The organism is Chromobacterium fluminis (genome assembly GCF_011602385.1).
GTDB lineage: Bacteria > Pseudomonadota > Gammaproteobacteria > Burkholderiales > Chromobacteriaceae > Chromobacterium > Chromobacterium fluminis.
Genome location: NZ_JAAOMA010000017.1, coordinates 35,461 through 54,783 on the forward strand (window position 1 = coordinate 35,461; position 19,323 = coordinate 54,783).

General features: G+C 63.2%; 18 protein-coding genes. 7 read left to right on the forward strand and 11 right to left on the reverse strand.

From position 1 onward, the window contains the following. Positions 1-206 precede the first annotated feature (206 nt). A complete protein-coding gene (locus tag HA052_RS13310; RefSeq protein ID WP_166452284.1) occupies positions 207-2,240 on the forward strand; it encodes an autotransporter outer membrane beta-barrel domain-containing protein in 2,034 nt (677 codons plus the stop codon). Positions 2,241-2,296: 56 nt separating this feature from the next. Here the strand turns inward: HA052_RS13310 and thrC are convergent, their stop codons facing one another. The 4 genes from thrC to HA052_RS13330 form a co-directional block, all read right to left on the reverse strand. Then, positions 2,297-3,706 carry a threonine synthase gene (gene thrC, locus HA052_RS13315; protein WP_166452285.1) on the reverse strand — a complete coding sequence of 470 codons (1,410 nt, stop codon included), beginning with the start codon at positions 3,704-3,706 and terminating at the stop codon, positions 2,297-2,299. Further along, positions 3,706-4,038 (reverse strand): hypothetical protein, encoded by a 333-nt coding sequence (locus tag HA052_RS13320; RefSeq protein WP_081545309.1) that lies wholly within the window; start codon positions 4,036-4,038, stop codon positions 3,706-3,708. The genes thrC and HA052_RS13320 overlap by 1 nt, the downstream gene beginning before the upstream one ends. Continuing rightward, positions 4,031-5,341, reverse strand: a complete 1,311-nt coding sequence (locus tag HA052_RS13325; RefSeq protein WP_166452286.1) for a homoserine dehydrogenase — start codon at positions 5,339-5,341, stop codon at positions 4,031-4,033. The genes HA052_RS13320 and HA052_RS13325 overlap by 8 nt, the downstream gene beginning before the upstream one ends. A gap of 207 nt (positions 5,342-5,548) precedes the next feature. Then, positions 5,549-6,781, reverse strand: a complete 1,233-nt coding sequence (locus tag HA052_RS13330; RefSeq protein WP_166452332.1) for a pyridoxal phosphate-dependent aminotransferase — start codon at positions 6,779-6,781, stop codon at positions 5,549-5,551. 248 nt (positions 6,782-7,029) lie between these two features. Here HA052_RS13330 and HA052_RS13335 point away from each other — a divergent pair, with 248 nt between their 5' ends. Next, positions 7,030-7,398, forward strand: coding sequence for an Mth938-like domain-containing protein (locus tag HA052_RS13335; protein ID WP_166452287.1), 369 nt, complete (start codon positions 7,030-7,032; stop codon positions 7,396-7,398). A 1-nt stretch (position 7,399) separates the two neighbouring features. On the opposite strand, the gene HA052_RS13340 is transcribed toward HA052_RS13335, so the two are convergent. After that, a complete protein-coding gene (locus HA052_RS13340; RefSeq protein WP_166452288.1) occupies positions 7,400-8,722 on the reverse strand; it encodes an MFS transporter in 1,323 nt (440 codons plus the stop codon). Between the two features lie 116 nt (positions 8,723-8,838). Continuing rightward, positions 8,839-10,155, reverse strand: coding sequence for an NAD(P)/FAD-dependent oxidoreductase (locus HA052_RS13345; protein ID WP_166452289.1), 1,317 nt, complete (start codon positions 10,153-10,155; stop codon positions 8,839-8,841). Here HA052_RS13345 and HA052_RS13350 point away from each other — a divergent pair. Beyond that, complete coding sequence (locus HA052_RS13350) at positions 10,154-10,396, forward strand: hypothetical protein (protein ID WP_166452290.1); 243 nt, start codon at positions 10,154-10,156, stop codon at positions 10,394-10,396. The genes HA052_RS13345 and HA052_RS13350 overlap by 2 nt on opposite strands. A 31-nt stretch (positions 10,397-10,427) precedes the next feature. On the opposite strand, the gene HA052_RS13355 is transcribed toward HA052_RS13350, so the two are convergent. Then, positions 10,428-10,799, reverse strand: a complete 372-nt coding sequence (locus HA052_RS13355; protein WP_141111101.1) for a hypothetical protein — start codon at positions 10,797-10,799, stop codon at positions 10,428-10,430. Between the two features lie 204 nt (positions 10,800-11,003). After that, complete coding sequence (locus HA052_RS13360) at positions 11,004-11,678, reverse strand: pseudouridine synthase (RefSeq protein WP_166452291.1); 675 nt, start codon at positions 11,676-11,678, stop codon at positions 11,004-11,006. A gap of 196 nt (positions 11,679-11,874) precedes the next feature. Between HA052_RS13360 and HA052_RS13365 the strand changes: the two genes are divergently transcribed. Continuing rightward, positions 11,875-12,582: an alanyl-tRNA editing protein gene (locus tag HA052_RS13365; RefSeq protein WP_166452292.1), complete on the forward strand. Its 708-nt coding sequence runs from the start codon at positions 11,875-11,877 to the stop codon at positions 12,580-12,582. A gap of 88 nt (positions 12,583-12,670) precedes the next feature. Here the strand turns inward: HA052_RS13365 and HA052_RS13370 are convergent, their stop codons facing one another. Continuing rightward, on the reverse strand, positions 12,671-13,642 hold the full coding sequence (locus HA052_RS13370; RefSeq protein ID WP_166452293.1) for a LysR family transcriptional regulator: 972 nt from the start codon (positions 13,640-13,642) through the stop codon (positions 12,671-12,673). A 128-nt stretch (positions 13,643-13,770) separates the two neighbouring features. Between HA052_RS13370 and lysA the strand changes: the two genes are divergently transcribed. Then, complete coding sequence (gene lysA / locus HA052_RS13375) at positions 13,771-15,009, forward strand: diaminopimelate decarboxylase (RefSeq protein WP_166452294.1); 1,239 nt, start codon at positions 13,771-13,773, stop codon at positions 15,007-15,009. A gap of 7 nt (positions 15,010-15,016) precedes the next feature. On the opposite strand, the gene HA052_RS13380 is transcribed toward lysA, so the two are convergent. Then, positions 15,017-15,313, reverse strand: coding sequence for a hypothetical protein (locus tag HA052_RS13380; RefSeq protein WP_141111100.1), 297 nt, complete (start codon positions 15,311-15,313; stop codon positions 15,017-15,019). A gap of 245 nt (positions 15,314-15,558) precedes the next feature. Beyond that, positions 15,559-15,852: a BON domain-containing protein gene (locus tag HA052_RS13385; protein WP_166452295.1), complete on the reverse strand. Its 294-nt coding sequence runs from the start codon at positions 15,850-15,852 to the stop codon at positions 15,559-15,561. Between the two features lie 240 nt (positions 15,853-16,092). Here HA052_RS13385 and mltA point away from each other — a divergent pair, with 240 nt between their 5' ends. Together mltA and HA052_RS13395 are read left to right on the forward strand one after the other, a co-directional pair. Then, positions 16,093-17,322: a murein transglycosylase A gene (mltA, locus tag HA052_RS13390; protein ID WP_166452296.1), complete on the forward strand. Its 1,230-nt coding sequence runs from the start codon at positions 16,093-16,095 to the stop codon at positions 17,320-17,322. 516 nt (positions 17,323-17,838) lie between these two features. After that, complete coding sequence (locus tag HA052_RS13395; protein ID WP_166452297.1) at positions 17,839-19,305, forward strand: amino acid permease; 1,467 nt, start codon at positions 17,839-17,841, stop codon at positions 19,303-19,305. Positions 19,306-19,323 lie beyond the last annotated feature (18 nt).

Below are 19,323 nucleotides of genomic sequence, written 5' to 3' on the forward strand. Positions count from 1 at the left end.
ATGCCGCCGCGGCCCAGACACAACACATCATCCAAAGTAGTAAACGTCGCATACCCGCATTCTAGCTCAAGCGGAGCCGGGGCTGCAGCCTGTGCCCTCCTATTGACAATGCAACAAAGAAATTAAAATAATCGTTCGAATAGAGCTTAGACTCTTAAATCTAAATCAAATAAAACCAAAGTTTTATCCGGAAGGGGACATTCCAAATGCGCAAGCGCCTGAACACGCTGGCCATGGCCACTCTGCTGGCCCTGCCGGCCGCCGCCAACGCCTATAGCAATTTCTATTTTTTCGGGGACAGTCTTTCGGACGTCGGAGCTTTCGGCGGCCTGGGCGGCCTGCCGTCCAACGCCCGCTGGACCCTGGGCTACGGCACAGGCTGGGCTGAAGTCTTGGCCAAGCACTATGGCCAAAACGTATCGCCCAACAACAGCCTAAACAGCCACATCACAAATACTGCGGGCAATAATTACGCTCAGGGCGATGCGCGTGCGCAGCCGGCCAGCCCACCCAACACCAATCCGGACACCCCCAGCCAGACCCCTGCCGCCGATGCGATCGCGGTCACCGATCTGCCGGGCCAGATCAACGCTTACCTAGGCCAGAAAGGCCAAAAAGCCGACCCCAACGCGGCCTACGCCATCTGGATCGGCGGCAACGACGTCATTGCCGCCGGCAGCCAAAGCGATCCGACCGCCTATCTGGGCGCCTCCGCCGCCTACACCGTACAAGCCGTGGCCGCGCTCAAGGCCGCCGGGGCCAATACCGTCATTTTGCCCAATCTGCCTGATATCTCGGCGGCTCCACTCTCTGTGCTCGCCGCCATTCAGACCGCCCTGCCCGGCGCCGGCAACGCCGGCAAAGTCGTCGCCGCCTGGGGCGCCGCATGGCAGATACTGAGCTCCGGTCAAACCAGCAATTCCCCCGTCCTGATCAATCAGGCGCTAAGCCAGGCGGAGACCGCCGCCGGTCTGAGCGCCGGCACACTGAGCAGCGTTTACGCCGCGGTGCAGCCCAATCTTCAGAAAGGCGCCAGCGGCTACAACCAGTTGGTAGACATGGCGCTTAGCGCCGGCAATCTGCAACACGGGATAGTCAGGGCCAATATATCGGGTCTGTTCACGGAGCTTCTGGCCAATTCGCAAGCCTATGGCTTCAGCAATACCTCCGGCGCGGCCTGCCCTCAGTCCGCGCTGTACTGCCTGGCCGCCGTCATACCCGGGCAAAGCTATCTGTTCACCGATGCCTTGCATCCTACTCCGGCAGCCTATCAACTGATTGGCGACTATATATACGGCCTGCTGCAAGCGCCCTATTTCGCCGGCGCGCTGCCGGAGTCCGCGCTGAACAATGCCCGCCAACTGGGCGGGACGCTGGACAGCCGCTACCAGGCCATCCGCGCGCAGAAACGCGAAGTCGGCGCGGTCAGTGCCTTCGTCAGCGGCGCCTTCAACGACGACAAGGTGGGCTACGACGGTCTGTCCGCCAAACCGCAAGGCCAGCTGTACACCGTGGGCCTGGACTTTCAGGCCACCCCGGCGCTGAGCATGGGGCTGGCGATGTCTCGCCAAAACGGCAAAACCGACATCAACGGCATTGCAACGCCCGGCAGCGTAGACGACCGCAGCACCTTGATGAGCGCGCTATTCAGCTACAAGCAAGAACGGTTCTGGCTGGACGGCGACGCCCACATCGGCGCCGGCGATATCGACACCCGCCGCCAAGTATCGCTGGGCGCGGCACGAATCGCGCTGAACGGCACGGCTCGTCAGAGCCAATACGGCATGCGTGTTGCCGGCGGCTATTTGATGCCGCTGGGCGCCTACCGCACCGGCCCCATCGCCGGCCTGGACTACGCCCACGTCAAGGTAAACGGCTTCACCGAGCAGGGCGGCAACAGCAGCAGCATGGCCTTCAACGCGCAAAACGGCACTTCGCTGGTGGCCCGCGTCGGCTGGCAGCTGGAGGCGGATATTGGCCGTTTCAGCCCTTACGCCAAACTCAGCTACGCACACGAGTTTAAGCGCGACGACCGCATAGTCACCGCCGGCCTGGCCACCACGCTGGGCGACTACAACGTTAAGTTGGGCAAGCCCAAGGCGGATTGGCTGGAATGGACCGCCGGCCTCAGCGCCCAATTAAGCAAGAGCGTGTCGATGTTCGGCCAGCTCAGCGCCGCCAGCGGCCGCAGCGGCAGCAGCCAGACCGCCGGCAATATCGGCGTGGCGCTGACGTTCTAACGCCGCGGCGGACGCGAAAACGGCCCCTTTGGGGCCGTTTTCGCGTCCGAGGCGCTTCAGCTCAAACTACGTTCGATGAAGGCTTTGACCTCGCCGGCGTCCGCCGGAAACACCGACACTTTTTGCGGCAAGTCCTCTAGGCTGTCGAAGCCGTCCGGCCGCGGCGGATCGCGGTCCAGCGCTTCGCGGATAGTGGAGGCGAACTTGGCCGGCAAGGCGGTTTCCAGGCAGACCACGGTTTCGCCGGCGCGGCGCAGCTCGCGCGCCACCTTGACGCCGTCGGCGGTATGAGTGTCCACTACCACGCCGTCTTCGCGGTCCAACTGGCGGATAGTCGCCAGGCGGTCGGCATGGCTGCTCTTGCCGGAAACGAAGCCGAAGACCTCTGCGGCGGCGGCGGTCTGCTCCGCGGACAAGGTGAAGCCGGCTCCGGCGTCCACCTGACGCCAAAGCGCTTTCAAAGCCTCGGGGTCGCGCCCCAGCAGATCGAACACGAAGCGCTCAAAGTTGGAGGCCTTGGAAATATCCATCGACGGGCTGGAGGTGACGTAGGTGTTGGCCGCTCCGCGCGGGCGGTAGGCGCCGGTGCGAAAGAACTCGTCCAGCACGTCGTTCTCATTGGTGGCCACCAGCAAACGTTCGATCGGCAAGCCCATCTGACGCGCGATGTGACCGGCGCAGACATTGCCGAAGTTGCCGGACGGCACGCAGAAGCTGACCTTTTCCTCATTGCTCGCCGTGGCGTTGAAATAGCCCTTGAAGTAGTACACCACCTGGGCCACCACTCGCGCCCAGTTGATCGAGTTGACGGTGCCTATCTTGTGACGCGCCTTGAAGGCGTGGTCGTTCTGCACCGCCTTTACGATGTCCTGGCAATCGTCGAACATGCCCTTGATCGCGATATTGTGGATATTGGCGTCGTGCAGGCTGTACATCTGCGCGCGCTGGAACGGGCTCATCAATCCGTCCGGGCTCAACATGAACACTTGAATGCCGGCCTTGCCGCGCATCGCGTACTCGGCGGCGCTGCCGGTGTCGCCCGAGGTGGCGCCCAGGATGTTCAGGCGTTCGCCCTTTCTGGCCAGCACGTATTCGAACAGATTGCCCAGCAACTGCATCGCCATGTCTTTGAAGGCCAGCGTCGGGCCGTTGGACAGCTCCAGGATGGCCAGGCCGTCATGCAGCCGCTTGAGCGGCGTGATCTCCTCGCTGCCGAAAGCCGCGCGGGTATAGGTGCGCTTCACGATGGATTTGAGATCGTCTTCCGGGATATCGGTGGCGAACAGGCGGATGATTTCAAAGGCCAGTTCGGCGTAGGACAGGCCGCGCCAGGCGTCCAGCCGCTCGCGATCGATCCGCGGATAGCTTTCCGGCAACACCAGGCCGCCGTCGGGCGCCAGGCCCATCAGCAGGATGTCGCTAAACGATTGCGGGGCCATGCCCCCTCGGGTGCTGATATAACGCATCAGGAAGTTTCCAGATATTGGGCGCAGGCGGCGGAGGCGTCCTTCATCCGCTGTTTGCCGCGCGGGTCGTCTTTCTTGATCTGGCCGGTCAGCACGCCCATCACCTCTTCCGAGGAAAAGCGGCCGGCCAGATGCTGGCTGGCGCACTGGCAATATTTCTGCACTTGTTCCGACGAGTGCTGGCCAACGCCGTCCGAAGCCGGAGTGCGTTTGACGCAGCCACGCATCAAAAAGCCCTGCAACAGGCTGTGCTGGCCGGGGGACAAGGGCGTCGCCCCGGCGCTCGCCAGGATCAGACCGGCGCCAAGGCCGGTCAGCCAGCGTTTAATCATTCAGCTCTTCCATGCGCAGGCGCACCACTTTGCCAGTGATGCTTTCCAACGCCTCGATGCCGGTGATGGCGCGGTCAATCGCCTGCTCCTGCACGCGATGGGTCAGGATCACCACTTCGGCGGTGCCGTCGGACACCGAGCCTTTCTGGATCACAGCCTCGATCGAGATGCCGTTCTCCGCCAGCAAGCGGGTGATGTTGGCCAGCACGCCGGCGCGATCGGCGGCGCCGATGCGCAGATAGTAGGAGCTGACCACGTCGGAGATCGGCAGGATGGGCAGGTTCTGCAGCTGGTCCGGCTGGAAGGCCAGATGCGGCACGCGGTGCTCCGGGTCCGCCGTCAGCAAGCGGGTCACGTCGACAATGTCGGCCACCACCGCGGAAGCGGTGGGCAGCGCGCCGGCGCCGGCGCCGTAGTACAAGGTGGGCCCCACCGCGTCGCCCTTGGCCAGCACCGCGTTCATCACGCCGTTGACGTTGGCGATCAACTGGCGCGCCGGGATCAGCGTTGGATGCACGCGCAACTCGACGCCAGCGGCGGTGCGACGGGTCAGGCCCAGCAGCTTGACGCGGTAGCCCAGTTCCTCGGCGTACTTGATGTCGCGCCCTTCCAGCTTGCTGATGCCTTCCAGATAACAGCGGTCGAACTGCATCGGAATGCCGAAGGCCAGCGCCGCCATGATGGTGAGCTTGTGGCCGGCGTCATGGCCTTCGATGTCGAAGGTGGGATCGGCTTCGGCGTAGCCCAGCTGCTGCGCCTCGGCCAGCACTTCGCCGAAGCTCGCGCCCTTCTCGCGCATCTCGGTCAGAATAAAGTTGGAAGTGCCGTTGATGATGCCCGCAATCCACTCGATGCGGTTGGCGGATAAGCCTTCGCGCAGCGCCTTGATGATGGGGATGCCTCCGGCCACCGCGGCCTCGAAAGCCACCATCACGCCCTGTTCCTGCGCGCGGGCGAAAATCTCGGTACCGTGCAGCGCCAGCAGCTTCTTGTTGGCGGTAACCACGTGCTTGCCGTTGGCGATGGCCTTGAGCACCAGTTCCTTGGCCACGGTGTCGCCGCCGATCAACTCCACCACGATGTCGACGTCGGGGTTGTTCACCACCTGCATCGCGTCGGCCACCACGTCCACGTCCGGACCCAATAGCGATTGTGCGCGGGCCTGGTTGCGGTTGGCCGCCTGCAGCAGGCGGATCTGACGCCCGGCGCGGCGGCTGATTTCCTCGGCGTTGCGTTTGAGAACGGTGGCGGTGCCGCCACCCACAGTCCCCACGCCCAATAGGCCGATATTGATCGGTTTCATTATCTGCTCCCTGTCTCTAGTATTTTGTCCCTGCCCGCGGCGGCCGGCCCTGATCAAGAGCCCTGCCGCCAAGCCGATGCCCGCGCGGCGGGCGCGTGTCCCAAGTTTTCCTTGTCAGCGGACCGTATCCGCTGACAAGGAAAGCCTGATGGCAAGACGGGAGCCGCAGCCCCCGTCCCTCCGCTCAAGCCTTAAGCAACCACGGTTTCAGGCTTCGCCGCCGTGGCGCTTGCGATAATTTTCCAGGAAACGCGCAATGCGGCCGATGGCCTCGACCAAATCGTCCGAGTTGGGAAGGAATACCACGCGGAAGTGATCGGGCGCAATCCAGTTAAACCCTGAGCCCTGAACCAACAATACTTTCTCCTCCTGCAACAGCTCCAGGATGAACTGCTGATCGTCGCCTATCGGGTAGACTTTGGGGTCCAGCTTGGGGAACAGGTAGAGCGCGCCCTGCGGCTTGACGCAACTGACGCCGGGGATGTCGGTCAACAGCTTGTGCGCCAGATCGCGCTGGCGCGCGAGACGGCCGCCCGGCGCCACCAGGTCGCCTATGCTCTGGTAGCCGCCCAGCGCCGTCTGGATTGCGAACTGCGCCGGCACGTTGGCGCACAAACGCATCGAGGCCAACATGTTCAGGCCTTCGATATAGTCCTTCGCGTGTTTCTTTTCCCCGGACAGAATCATCCAGCCCGCGCGGTAGCCGCAAGCGCGGTAGTTTTTGGACAGACCGTTGAAAGTAACCACGAACAGGTCCGGCGCCAGGGAGGCGATGGAAGTGTGCTTGACCTCGTCGTACAGCACCTTGTCGTAGATTTCATCGGCGTAGATGATCAGTTGGTGCTGGCGAGCCACTTCCACGATCTGCTTGAGCAGCGCCGGCGGGTAGACCGCGCCGGTGGGATTGTTGGGGTTGATCACCACGATGGCGCGGGTGGAAGGCGTGATCTTGGCGCGGATGTCGTCGATACTGGGAAACCAGCCCTGCTCTTCGTCGCACAGATAATGCACCGCCTTGCCGCCGGCCAGGCTGACGCCTGCGGTCCACAGCGGGTAGTCCGGCGCCGGCACCAGCACTTCGTCGCCGTTGTCCAGCAGCGCCTGCATCGCCATAACAATCAGTTCGGACACGCCATTGCCGACGATGATGTCGTCCATGCCCACATTGGGCAGCTGTTTTTGCTGGGCGTAGTGCATGATCGCCTTGCGCGCGGCGAACAGGCCCTTGGAGTCGGAATAGCCGGAAGCGGACGGCAGATTGACGATCACGTCCTCGATGATTTCGTCCGGCGCGAAGAAGCCGAACGGCGCGGGGTTGCCGATGTTCAGCTTGATGATGCGATGGCCTTCGTCTTCCATCTTCTTGGCGTGCTCAAGCACCGGACCGCGGATGTCGTAACAGACGTTGGCGAGTTTTTGCGATTTATGGACTGGCTGCATGACGACGATGTTTTCCGTGGCTTGCCGCCCGCCGGAGACGGCGGTCTTGCCCTGGCGGCGCGGTTTGTGTTCTTTCATCTGATCTCTTTGGATGTCCCCGCTGAAGCGATGACCACGTTGACGTTGTGGCGGCAATCAGCGGCGGGGTCGAGTTATAATCCTATCCCAATCTCTGATGCACTGCAGCAGGTTATTCGCGCTCCAAAAGGGCCGTCCGCCGCAGCGCTCGCAATCGGGAATCCGCTCACATGAAAATGCAGCAATCGCTGGGACAAGGCCGCAACTTGTTCACCGGCTATGGCGAAGGCCATGTTCTGATCAACGCCCAGCGTCACGAAGGCAATCTGATCGTCACCGCGGACAGCGTGGCGCCTTGGCAGGTGGCCGCTTTCGAGGATTTGCAGGAAAGCCATTTCAGCGCGCTGCTGGCGCTGCAGCCGGAAGTGGTGCTGTTCGGCACCGGCAAGAGCCTGCGCTTTTGCCACCCGCGCCTGTCCGCCGCGCTGGCCAACTCCGGCATCGGCGTGGAAACCATGGACACCCAGGCGGCCTGCCGTACCTTCAACATCCTGCTGGCGGAAGACCGCCGCGTCGTCGCCGCGCTGCTGGCGATCTGACTCAACCGGCGGCCGGCCGCACCGCCTGCGGACACATCCACACCAGCCATGCCGCCAACAAGGCCGGCGTCGCCGCCAGCATGAACAGGCTGGCCAGGCTCCAGTCCTGGCGCAGCAACTCGCCGCCCAGCCACGGCCCCAGCACCGACCCCACCCTGCCGACGCCCAGGCTCCAGCCCACGCCGGTGGCGCGCAAGGAGGTGGGATAGGCGTTGGCCGCCAGGGCGTTGATCGCCGGCTGGCCGCCCACCACGCAAAAACCGGCGGCGAACAACAGGCCGAACAAGCCGGCCTGCTGCGCGCCCAACTGACCCAGCATGGCAACGGCCGCCGCCGCCAGCGCGAAGCTTGGCAGCATCACCCGCAAGAAACCCAGTTTGTCTATCCAGATCCCCAGCAGCAAGGTGCCGGCTACGCCGCCCAGTTGCAGCGCGGCGCCGGCGAGAATGGCGCTTTGTGTGTCCAACCCGGCATCCCGCGCCAAGGCCGGCATCCAGTTGGACAGGAAATAGAGCAGAAGCAGATTCAAAAAGCTGAGCGTCCACAAAGTCAGCGTCAGCTGCGCGCGGCCGGCCCGAAACAAATGCGGCAACGACGCCGCGGCGACGAGTTCCCGCAGCGTCAGGCAAGACGCCGTCGCCCCGCTCATCGCCGGATCCAGACGCCTCAGCCAGAACAGCGCCTGTTCGCGCCGTTGCCGCGACAATAGAAACTGCAGCGACTCCGGCAATTGCCGCCACATCCACAGCGCCAGCAGCAGCGGCGCGGCCCCGCCGACCGCGAACACCGCGCGCCAACCGTGGGCGGGAACCAGCCAGGCCGCCAGCAGGCCGCCCAACAGCGCGCCGACGGTGAAGCCGCAGGAAATCAGCATCATCATGCTGACCCTGCGCCGGAGCGGGCTGTACTCGCCGGCCAGCGCCATCGCGTTCGGCATGATGCCCCCCAGCCCCAGGCCGGTCAGGAAACGCAGCCATAGCAATTGCTCCAGCGTGGCGGAGAAGGCGGTGGCCAGCATGCCTAGACCGAACCACAAGGTGCACAACAACAGCAAGGCACGGCGTCCGAAGCGATCCGCCAGCGGACTGAACAGTAAAGCGCCCAGCAGCAAACCAAGCAAACCGGCGCTGAACACCGGCCCCAAGGCCGGCTTGGCCAAGCCCCAATCCGCCAGCAGCGCCGGCGCGACGTAGGCCATGGCCTGCACATCGAACCCGTCCAGAATCATCAGCAAGCCGCAAAGCAGCAACAGTCGACGCTGAAACCCGCCCAGCGGCCGTTGATCCAGCCAGGCGTCGATCTCCAAACTTGAAGCTTGCGCCATCTTTGCCTCCCCAATTATGCCAACGGCAAACAAGATGTCCGCAAAGCGTCGACTGGTCAAGCCGCGCCAACAAAAAGCCCACCTCGAGGGTGGGCTTGTCTTTGGCCTGAGCCGGATCAGTGCAGCTTCAAGGACGGCCGCGCGGCGCGGCGCAACTTGTCTCCGACATAGAGCAGGCCGGCCAGCACCCAGCCGTGTACAGCCGCTTGGTGCATGCGATACAGGGAGCTGTAGATCAGCTTGGCGCCGCGGCCCTCCACATAGTAGTCGCGCTTGGGGCCGACCACCGCCGCCAAGCTGCCCACCGCGCTGTGCTTGCCCAGCGACACCAGCATGCCCTGCGGTTTGAAGACGAAGGGCTTGCCCTGGCGGCCGGCCACGCGCCGGCTCAGTTCGTCCGCCAGCCAGCGCGCCTGCTGGTGCGCCACCTGGGCGGTGGCCGGCAGATTGCGGCCGCTGTCGCCGTCCGGCGCTTCGGCGCAATCGCCCAGCGCATAGACGCAGGCGGCGCCCTGGCAACGCAGCCACTTATCCACCTGCAATTGGTTGATGCGGTTGGTCTGCAAGCCTCCCAAGCCGGCCAACCAGGCCGGGGCCTTGACCCCGGCGGCCCAGACGGTGATGTCGGCCGCCACCTTGTCGCCGCCCTGCAGCTCCACGCCGTCGGCGTGCACGGCCGCTACCCGGCTGCCGGTTAGCACCTTGATGTTGCGCGCGGCCAATTGCTCCTGAGCATAGGCGGACAAAGACGGCGGCGCGGCGGCCAGGATGCGGTCCGCGCCCTCGATCACGCTGATTTCCACGCGCTCCGGCTGCAGGCGCGCGCCGTAATGATGCAGTTCGCACAAGGTGTGGTTCAGTTCCGCCGCCAGTTCGACTCCGGTGGCGCCGCCGCCGACGATGGCGATTCCAAGCTTGGCCAGCGGTTGTAGGCCGCTGCTGCAGCGGAAGGCCAGTTCCAGCACCCGGTGGCGCAGCTTCTCCGCGTCGTCCGGGGTGTTCAGGAACATCGCGTGCTCGCCGACGCCGGGCGTGCCGAAGTCGTTCGCCTCCGCGCCCACCGCCAGTACCAACCAGTCGTAGGAGACTTCGCGCGGCGGACTCAGTTGCGCTCCGCCGGCATCGCGCACTTCGGCAAGCTGGATGCTGCGCCGTTCGGTGTCCAGCGACTGCATATAGCCGAACTCGAACTCGTAGCCGTTGCGATAGCCATGAGCGAAGTAATTGACCTCGTCCTCACCAGTATTGAGCGCGCCGGTGGCCACCTCGTGCAATAGCGGCTTCCAGATGTGGGTGGGCGAGCCGTCGACCAGCACGACGCGGGCCTTGTGTTGCGCGCCCAGGGTGCGCCCCAGCCGGGTGGCGAGTTCCAGGCCGCCGGCGCCGCCGCCAACGACGACGATGCTGGGCAATGCGGAATTGCGACTTAACATGACAGATCCTTACAAGGTAGAAATCACTAAACAAACGTTCTGGCGGCAACACGCTTGTTTAGGGAGTTCTTGCTTCAGATCAAAGAAGAAGTATGCACAGGCTGGCAGTGCAAGCCAAGATTACACGGCAGAAAAAACCGAAGACATGACGCAGGGGAAAGCGGCGAAGCCAGCCGCCCGAGATGAAGCCGGCCCGGATTTCGCCATGAAAACCGGGCCGGGTAAGCCTTGCGGACAATGAAGGCGTCCGCAGACTGGCGACTTGGAAACAATCAGTGCCGGCTAGGTTCGTCGCCAGCTGACGCTTCCAGTTCGTCCAGGCCCAGGAGCAGCAACTGCTCCAGTTGATTGAAAAAGCCCTCGCACTGGCCGCGTTGCGCCTCGTTCTCGAAATCGATGTCGTCGACGATGCGGCCAAGCAAGCCCAAGCCCACGCAATCCGGATTCGCGGCCAGCCACAGGGCTAATTCATCCGCGGCTTCGCAGCCGATGTCGTGGCCATGCCGTAGTTCCCTCGCCTCCGGCACTTGCCAATAATGAGGCGCAGCGCGACCGGGGATATAACGGACATAGGGCAAGGCCGTTTCCCTGGCTTCCAGCTCGGACGGCCGATGACGGAGAGGGGGAGCAAACCAAGATTTCATGATGAAGCCTCCTGTGTGGAAGACATCTTGCCGCCCCGCTCACCGCCGCGGGGCGCAGCACTCACGACATGAGGCGTAAACACGCCTTGCGCTCCAACCGTTCCGGAGCTTTCACGCCATGACCCGCCGCCCAGTCTCGGCCAGACGAGCCGGCAGGGTCAAGGCGCGGCGGCCGCTTGCCCCGGCGAAGCTTTCAACGAGCGCTCAAAAAGACGCCTTGGCGACAAACTCCATTTCCTCGCGCGTGATCGGATGGCGCAAAGTCAGCCGCTCCGCGTGCAGCAGCAAGCGCTCGGCTTTCGCCAGCACCGCCTCCGGCGCGTAGATGTCGTCGCCCAGAATGGGATGGCCCAGATGCAGCATATGCATGCGCAGCTGATGGGCGCGGCCGGTCAAGGGCTCCAGTTCCACCCGGCTGGTCTGGCGCAGGCCGTCGCGCAGCACCACCCGGTAATGGGTAACGGCCTGCTTGCCGTTCTCGAAATCCACCTTCTGACGCGGGCGGTTCGGCCAGTCAATGATCAGCGGCAGATCCACGGTGCCGCTGTTCTGTTCGACGATGCCGTCCACCACCGCCACATAGCGCTTGTCCACCTTGCGATCCATGAAGGCGATAGACAACTCGCGCTGCATGCTGGCGCCGCGCCCCATCACCACCAGGCCGGATGTCGCCATATCGAGCCTATGCACGGTCAGCGCGTCCGGATAAAGCCGCTGAGCGCGGCTGATCAAGCAGTCCGCCTTGTCCTCGCCGCGGCCCGGCACCGACAGCAAGCCGGCAGGCTTGTTCAACACCAGGATGGCCTCGTCGGCGTAGATTACGTCTAGGCCTGTGTCCGGCGGCGGATTGTAATGTTCCAGATTATGGCGAATGGTCATGGGGGCAATGGAAAGGAAAGCGGAAAAAGGCGGCGATTATCTGCGCTAAACGCTGCTGCGACAAGCTGTTGCCATGATTTTTCGCTAGCGCTGTCTCTTGAAATACACAGCCGGCGGCGGCATTCTCAATATCATCGCCTCCGGCGGCCGCACGCGCCGCCGGTCTTCCCAGCATAGCCTGAAAAGGAGCCGCCGCATGGCAGAACGCTTTTACATCGACCCCTATCAAACCCGGCTGGAAACCCGCGTGACGCGGCACGACGACGCCGGCCTGGTGCTGGAGGACACGCTTTGCTATCCGCTTGGCGGCGGCCAGCCAGGCGATACCGCCACGCTGAGCTGGCACGGCGGCGGCTGTGCGATAAGCGATACCCGGCGAGACCGCGAAACGCGCGCCATCGTCCACTTGGTGCCCGCCGATGCGCCGCGGCTCGCCGCCGGCACGCCGGTCATCCTGGAACTGGACTGGGCGCGCCGCCATCGCCACATGCGCATTCACACCTGTCTGCATTTATTGTCCGTGGTGATCAAGGCCGGCGTCACCGGCGGGAATCTGAGCGCGGAATCCGGCCGCCTGGATTTCGACCTGCCCGAAGGCATGGAGTTGGACCGCGAGCACATCGAAAGCGAGTTGAACCGGCTGGTGGCGGAAGACCGCGCGGTGCGCATCGAAATGAGCAGCGGGGAGGCGCTGCAGCGGCAGCCGGAGTTGATCAAGACCATGTCGGTGACGCCGCCGCTGCACCTGCCTGAAATCCGCTTGATCAATATCGACGGCATCGATCTGCAGCCCTGCGGCGGCACTCACGTGCGCAGCACCGGCGAGATCGGCCCGGTCGTGGTGAAGAAAATTGAAAGCAAAGGCGCGCGCAACAAGCGGGTGGTGGTGGCGCTGCGCGACTAAGCGCCTGTTTACGATCCGCTGCGCGTCGGCGATACCGCGTTGAAACCGGCTTCGAAATGCTCATGCACCACTTGTACATTCCACTTTCTCAGTGGTTATCGCCTTGTCTCGCTTGAGCTCGCGAGACTGTGGACAGGCTATACCCCCCCGCGGGCGCGGCCAGCCGTTGGCTAATCTCGGCCAATTCGGCCTTCAAGCTATCGACAAAGCGCTCCAGCAGCGGAGAGACGGGGCGGTGCAGCGGTCGCACCAGATTGACCGCGAACGGAATGGACACGCTAAAGCGCCTCGCGGCGAGCCCCCCGTCGGCGTAATCCAGCGCGGTCAACGGATTAACGACGGCCACGCCTATGCCCTGCCGCGCCATTGCGCATACCGAGGCGGCGCTATGCGTCTCCACCACCATGCGGCGCTTGACCCCCCGCTCGGAGAACACCTGATCCAGCTGTTGCCGATAGCTATCGGTCGCCGCCAGGCTGATGAAGGCCTCGCCCTCGAAGTCCTCGGGCGTCAGCACCGTCTTGCTCAATAAGTGATGTCCTTCCGGCAGCACGCACAACTCGTCCGCCTGCAGCAAGAGCTCCACCCTCGTTCCCGCCGGCGCGTGCGCGCTCTCGCTCAAACCCAGGTCATGGCGCTGCGCCGCCAGCCACTCCTCCAGCAAAGGCGATTCCTGCGGCGCGATGTTCAGGCTGATGCCCGGCGCTTGCGACAAAAAACGCCGACACGCCGCCGGCAACAGAGATTGCGCGAACACAGGCAAACAGGCGATCGACAATTGTCCTTGCTCGAACTGGCGAATCGCCGCCGCGCTGCTGACGATGCGCTCCAGGCCCTGATAACTGCGCTGCACTTCCTCGAACAGCAGCAGCCCCTGCGCGCTAGGCCGCAAGCGGCCGCGGCTGCGCTCAAACAAGGCCATGCCCAACAATTGTTCGCAGCGCGCCAGTTCGCGGCTGACCGTGGGCTGCGAAGTGCGCAGCAAAACGGCCGCCTCGGTAACGCTGCCGGTGGTCATCACCGCGCGAAACACTTCAATATGGCGCAGGCTGATGTCCATTCCGCCTCCCCTTAAGCAACTTGGCAATCCATATCATAAATGAAAGAAGTGTCGATAATTTGATATTTTATTTTTGCCGCGACGCGCGCCATGATGCTTCTGTCTGCCACCCCAGCCACGCCCACGCCATGAAATGCTTTGACGCCCGCCAACTGACCGAACTCGCCCGCCAGTACGGCAGCCCGCTCTGGGTTTACCACGCCGGCACCATTCGCCGACGCATCGCCGAACTGAAGCGCTTCGACGTGATCCGCTATGCGCAAAAAGCCAACTCCAACATCCATATCCTCAGCTTGATGCGAGAACAGGGCGTGAAAGTGGACGCGGTATCGCTGGGCGAAATCGAGCGAGCGCTCGCCGCCGGCTACAAGGCCGACTCCTCCGAGCCCTCCGACATCGTCTTCACCGCCGACGTGCTGGACCGCGCCACGCTGGAACGCGTGGCGGCCGCGGGCATCGCGGTCAACGCCGGCTCCATCGACATGCTGCGTCAGTTGGGCGCGGCCTCGCCCGGCCATCGGGTCTGGCTGCGCGTCAACCCCGGCTTTGGCCACGGCCATAGCCAGAAAACCAATACCGGCGGCGAGAACAGCAAGCACGGCATCTGGCATGAGCAGGTGTCCGACGCGCTGGAGGTGATCCGTCAGTTCGGCCTTCACTTGGTGGGCCTGCACATGCACATCGGTTCGGGCGTTGATTACGGCCACCTGCAGCAGGTCTGCGGCGCCATGGTCAAGCTGGCGACCGAACTAGGTCACGACATCGAAGCGATCTCCGCCGGCGGCGGCCTGTCCATTCCCTACCGCGATGGCGACGCGCGTATCGATACCGCGCATTACTTTGAACTATGGGACGAGGCGCGGCGTCGGATCGCCGCGCATCTGGGACATCCAGTGCGGCTGGAGATCGAACCCGGCCGTTTCCTGGTGGCGGAGTCCGGCGCCCTGATCTCCGAGGTGAGAGCGGTCAAGACCATGGGCAGTCGACGTTTCGTGTTGGTGGACGCGGGATTCAACGATTTGATGCGCCCCGCCATGTACGGCAGCCATCACGATATTTCCGTCCTGGGCGCGGACGGAACGGAAAAATCCGGCGAGCGCGCGCCTTGCGTGGTAGCCGGACCCTTGTGCGAATCGGGCGACGTCTTCACGCAACAGGAAGGCGGCCTAGTGGAAAGCCGTCCGCTGCCGGACGCTCAGGTAGGGGATCTGCTGGTGTTTCATGACGCCGGCGCCTACGGCGCCACCATGTCGTCGAACTACAATAGCCGGCCGCTGCTGGCCGAAGCCTTGATCGACGGCTCTTCCAGCCGCCTGATCCGCCGCCGCCAAACCATGGCGGAATTGCTGGAGCTGGAGCGCGTCTAGGTCCTGCTCAGCTGAGCTTCAGGTCGTCCAGCGTCTGCTGGAAGGCCTGATAGATATCCTGATAACTGGCGTAGCCGTCGAACACGCCCACCACTTGAGGCGATTGCAAGCCGCGCGCCAGCAGTTGCCGGCCGCGGCGCGAGCGCGGGCTCAGCGCGCGCAGCCGCTGGCTGCGCTCGTCCCAATACACCAGCTTGGCTTCGTCCGCGCCCTCCAGCCGTGAAATCAATTTGTCCACCTGCTCCGCCGGTTGCAGCATCATGCGGTGGGAAAGCCTCTTGCCAAGTGCGGATGCATATTCCATGAGTCGTGTCCGGTGCTTCGCAGTGGGCCGGCGTGCGATCCATACTGCTGATTGGAAAAACCTTGCCGGCTCCAGCCTCCGGAAAGGCCGTTCAGCCGGCAACACCGCATATTTTTCGCAATAAGAGAAGGCACCACAATCGGATTAATCTTAAATTCCCAGCGAAAAAACGGAATGAATAAAATGACAAAAGGGCGCCGAAGCGCCCTTTTCTGCCGCCGGACAAGCCGTCGGACCAAACTTTTTTAGTTTTTCAGCACCATATTGTTGATGACGAATTTCACGCCCGGCACTTTTTCGGCAATCTGCCCCGCTTTGAACATTTGCTGGTCGTCGGTCATGCCGCCTTCAATCGTCACCTCGCTCTTCTTGCTGCTCACCTTCAGGCCCAGCGGCTGCAGTTCGGCATCGCCGTTCAAGGCCTGTTGCACGCTGGCGGTCAGTTCCTCATCGGTCGGCGGGGTCTGCTCGGCGTAGGCCGGCAGGCCGGCGGACAACAAGGTGGTCAACAACAAGGCGCGGATGCAAAAACGTTTCATCAGATTCTCCAGTGATATGGCTCAAGCCCAAGCTTCAGCGCGAATGTTTTACCGCATACTAGCGAGGAAACTTTTCAATTTTGTTGCCGGTCCATGACAACGCGGCATGACGCTTCCTACCGTTGGCGCCGCCGCAACATTCGCCGCGGCCGTCATCGCCCCGTCATGTGCGTCCCAGCGTAGAATCAGACCGATTCGCAGCGCGCCGCTGCCCTAGCCCTGTTTCAGAGAACCTACCGCATGTTTAGAAAATGGCTGTTGTTACTGCTCGTCGTCGGCCTGGCCGCCTGCTCCACCTCCAGCCCGCCCGGCAAGCCTGGCGGCGCGGCGCGTGAAAGCGGCGCGCCCACCTCGTTGCCGGCCTGGAGCCAGCAAGAACTGGGCGATACCCTCGTCGCGCTGAAGCAAAGCTGTAAAGCCATTGCCAGAAAGCCGGGCTGGTCGGAAGTGTGCAAGCAAGCCGACGGCATTGCCCCCGACAACGCGCAGGCTGTGCGCCAATTCTTCGAAAATCGCTTCGCCGCCTGGAAGATCAACGACGGCGGCCGCGACAGCGGTTTGATCACCGGTTATTACGAGCCGCTGCTCAGCGGCAGCCGGACGCGCAGCGAACGCACCCCCTGGCCGGTGTACGGCATCCCAGCGGACTTCTACAGCGTGGACGTGCCGGCATCCGTCCGCGGCAAGTCCAGCCTGGCTGCGCGCCGCAGCGGCCCCAACCGGCTGACGCTGAGCGCGGCCGGCGACATTGAGATCCGCCCCGCCGACTTTCCCGCCGACAACCGCGGCACGCGGCTGAAAGGCAGGCTGGACGGCAAACGCCTGCTGCCTTATTACACACGCGCCGAAATCAACCAGGGCAAGGGCGTGGCCAACGCGCCCATCCTGGCCTGGGTCGAAGATCCGGTGGAGCTGTTCTTCCTGCAAGTGCAAGGCTCGGGCCGAATCCAGTTGGACGACGGCAGCTTCATCCACGTCGGCTACGCCGAGCAAAACGGCTATGGCTATCAATCGATCGGCAAATGGCTGGTGGACAAGGGCGAGCTGACCCTGGGCGACGCGTCGATGCAGGGCATCAAGGACTGGCTGGCCCGCAACCCGCAACGCCGGCTGGAGCTGTTCGCGGTGAACCCCAGCTATGTGTTCTTCAAAACCTTGCCGGGCGACAACGGCGGGCCAATGGGCGCGCTGGGCGTGCCGCTGACCGGCGGCTACAGCATCGCGGTAGACCCGCGCTACATCCCGCTGGGCGCGCCGGTCTACCTGGTCACCACCTGGCCTCATTCCACCCAGCCGTTGACGCGGCTGGTGCACGCTCAGGATACCGGCAGCGCGATCAAGGGTGCGGGGCGCGCCGATTTCTTCTGGGGTTACGGCACCGAAGCCGGCATGTACGCCGGCAGAATGAAGCAGCAAGGCAATCTATGGATGCTGCTGCCCAAAGGCATGAACCCGTCCCAGGCTCTGTAAACTTTTAGCCCCCCGGCGGCGGCGCGCTTGCTAGCGCCGCCGCCTCCTTCCGTTCCCAACAGCGCCAAACCTCCCCCTCCTCCGGCGATCCAGCCGCTTTATTCTCGCCTGCCCGCGGCCTTGGCGGCGCGATGTCCAAGCTGACGCGGCGAGCGCCTTTCCATCTAACCCCTTCGCATTTGGCCGTTGCGCTTCCCCAGCCTCAGGGCCTTAGCTCGCGAAAACTCTGTTCAAAGTGCGCTGCGCGTCGTCGATACGGCCACGGATCCGCACAAAAAGACCCCTCTCACCCCTTTTCCAGCCCAAACGCGTCCTCGATGCTCCCTACGGCCAAACACCCGTAAAGCCCTTTTCAGACAAGGCTTGCCGTCGTCCAAAACAATATTCCATTCGAATTATCTTTTATTGAATTTTCCTAATATTGACTTTCATCAAACGCAGAACATCACGAAATAAATAATATTTTCGAAATTTTATATTTTTACGTTTTTATTGTTTTGTTCGATGGAGATGAAAATGACGACAATAGATAAGGCGCCTCCCAAGATCAGCGTCTTCGCCTTTGTCATGATCACCGCCGCCGTAGTCGTCAGCGTCCGTACGCTGCCGATGACGGCTCAACCGGGGATGATGACGATTTTCCTGACCTTGGCGGCCGCGCTGCTGTTCCTGGTGCCTACCGCCCTGGTGTCCGCCGAACTGGCCACCGCCTGGCCGCAGGATGGCGGCCTGTTCATCTGGGTGCGCGAGGCCTTCGGCGAGCGCATGGGCTTTGTCGCAGTGTGGATGCAATGGATACAGATGGTGTTCGGCATGACCTCCATCATCATGATCATCGCCGCCACCTTCGCCTATGTGTTCGATCCTGCGCTCGCCAGCAACAAGCTCTACATGCTGGCGATGATCGTGGGCATCTGGTGGGCCTGCACCCTGGTCAACATGCGCGGCGTGAAAACCTTGGGCTGGGTATCCACCATCTGCGTGAGCCTGGGCGTGTTTATGCCCGGCGTGGTGCTGATCGGCTGCGGCATCGCCTATCTGGCCGGCGGCCACCCCATCATGACCGACGTGTCCTGGAGCTGGAACAACCTGGTCCCCAGCTTTAGCGACAGTGGCACGCTCGGCCTCTTCATCGGCTTCATTTTCGTGGTGATGGGCATGGAGGTGTCCGCGTCCAACGTGTCCTCCATCAAAGACGCCCGGCGCAATTATCCCATCGCCATCATCCTGGTGTCGGTGATCATGGTATTGCTGTCGGTGATCGGCTCCGCCGCGATCTTCATCGCCATCCCCAAGGAAAAAATCTCGATGACCGCCGGCTTGATGCAGGCCTTCGAGCTCTACTTCAATCAATGGGGCATGGGCTGGCTGGCTCCGGTCATGGGCCTGTGCATCGGCCTGGGTCTGGTGGGCCAGGTGAACTCCTGGGTGCTGGGCCCGGTGCGGGGCTTGCAAGCCACCGCGGACTCCGGCGCGCTGCCCAAATTCCTGCAGACCACCAACCGCCACGGCGTGCCGGTCACTCTGGTGCTGATCCAGGCGGCGGCCATCACCTTCGTCGGCGTCCTGATCACCGTGATGCCGAACGTGGACAACTTCTACTTCATGCTGATGGGCCTGACCGGGCTCGTCTATCTGGTGGCCTATCTGTTCATGTTCTCCGCCGCCATCTACCTGCGCTACAAGCGCCCGGACGTGGAACGTAGTTTCCGCGTACCCGGAGGCAAGGCGGGCATGTGGATCTGCTCCGGCCTGGGCATCGTCATTTCGCTGCTGGCCGGCTACCTCGGCTTCATCCCGCCGGGCAACTTCCATGGCTCCGCGCATGAATACCTGCAGTTCCAGCTCATCGGGCTCGCCATCATGCTGGTGATTCCCTTCCTGGTGTACGCCTACGGCCAAAAAGCCAAACACGCCCGCTCCGCCGGCGTCGCGCCGCGCACCTCTCCCGCCAGCAAAGCGCGTCCCGCCGAAGGCAAATGAGCCGCCTACGCCCCCCTA

What these genes read in the sequence shown, in the direction of transcription:
- HA052_RS13355 (WP_141111101.1), bottom strand. Translation starts at nt 10,799, where the DNA reads ATGAAATCTTGGTTTGCTCCCCCTCTCCGTCATCGGCCGTCCGAGCTG.
- HA052_RS13345 (WP_166452289.1), bottom strand. Translation starts at nt 10,155, where the DNA reads ATGTTAAGTCGCAATTCCGCATTGCCCAGCATCGTCGTCGTTGGCGGC.
- mltA (WP_166452296.1), top strand. Translation starts at nt 16,093, where the DNA reads ATGTTTAGAAAATGGCTGTTGTTACTGCTCGTCGTCGGCCTGGCCGCC.
- HA052_RS13395 (WP_166452297.1), top strand. Translation starts at nt 17,839, where the DNA reads ATGACGACAATAGATAAGGCGCCTCCCAAGATCAGCGTCTTCGCCTTT.
- HA052_RS13335 (WP_166452287.1), top strand. Translation starts at nt 7,030, where the DNA reads ATGAAAATGCAGCAATCGCTGGGACAAGGCCGCAACTTGTTCACCGGC.
- HA052_RS13310 (WP_166452284.1), top strand. Translation starts at nt 207, where the DNA reads ATGCGCAAGCGCCTGAACACGCTGGCCATGGCCACTCTGCTGGCCCTG.
- thrC (WP_166452285.1), bottom strand. Translation starts at nt 3,706, where the DNA reads ATGCGTTATATCAGCACCCGAGGGGGCATGGCCCCGCAATCGTTTAGC.
- HA052_RS13340 (WP_166452288.1), bottom strand. Translation starts at nt 8,722, where the DNA reads ATGGCGCAAGCTTCAAGTTTGGAGATCGACGCCTGGCTGGATCAACGG.
- HA052_RS13360 (WP_166452291.1), bottom strand. Translation starts at nt 11,678, where the DNA reads ATGACCATTCGCCATAATCTGGAACATTACAATCCGCCGCCGGACACA.
- HA052_RS13350 (WP_166452290.1), top strand. Translation starts at nt 10,154, where the DNA reads ATGACAGATCCTTACAAGGTAGAAATCACTAAACAAACGTTCTGGCGG.
- HA052_RS13370 (WP_166452293.1), bottom strand. Translation starts at nt 13,642, where the DNA reads ATGGACATCAGCCTGCGCCATATTGAAGTGTTTCGCGCGGTGATGACC.
- HA052_RS13380 (WP_141111100.1), bottom strand. Translation starts at nt 15,313, where the DNA reads ATGGAATATGCATCCGCACTTGGCAAGAGGCTTTCCCACCGCATGATG.
- HA052_RS13385 (WP_166452295.1), bottom strand. Translation starts at nt 15,852, where the DNA reads ATGAAACGTTTTTGCATCCGCGCCTTGTTGTTGACCACCTTGTTGTCC.
- HA052_RS13330 (WP_166452332.1), bottom strand. Translation starts at nt 6,781, where the DNA reads ATGCAGCCAGTCCATAAATCGCAAAAACTCGCCAACGTCTGTTACGAC.
- lysA (WP_166452294.1), top strand. Translation starts at nt 13,771, where the DNA reads ATGAAATGCTTTGACGCCCGCCAACTGACCGAACTCGCCCGCCAGTAC.
- HA052_RS13325 (WP_166452286.1), bottom strand. Translation starts at nt 5,341, where the DNA reads ATGAAACCGATCAATATCGGCCTATTGGGCGTGGGGACTGTGGGTGGC.
- HA052_RS13365 (WP_166452292.1), top strand. Translation starts at nt 11,875, where the DNA reads ATGGCAGAACGCTTTTACATCGACCCCTATCAAACCCGGCTGGAAACC.
- HA052_RS13320 (WP_081545309.1), bottom strand. Translation starts at nt 4,038, where the DNA reads ATGATTAAACGCTGGCTGACCGGCCTTGGCGCCGGTCTGATCCTGGCG.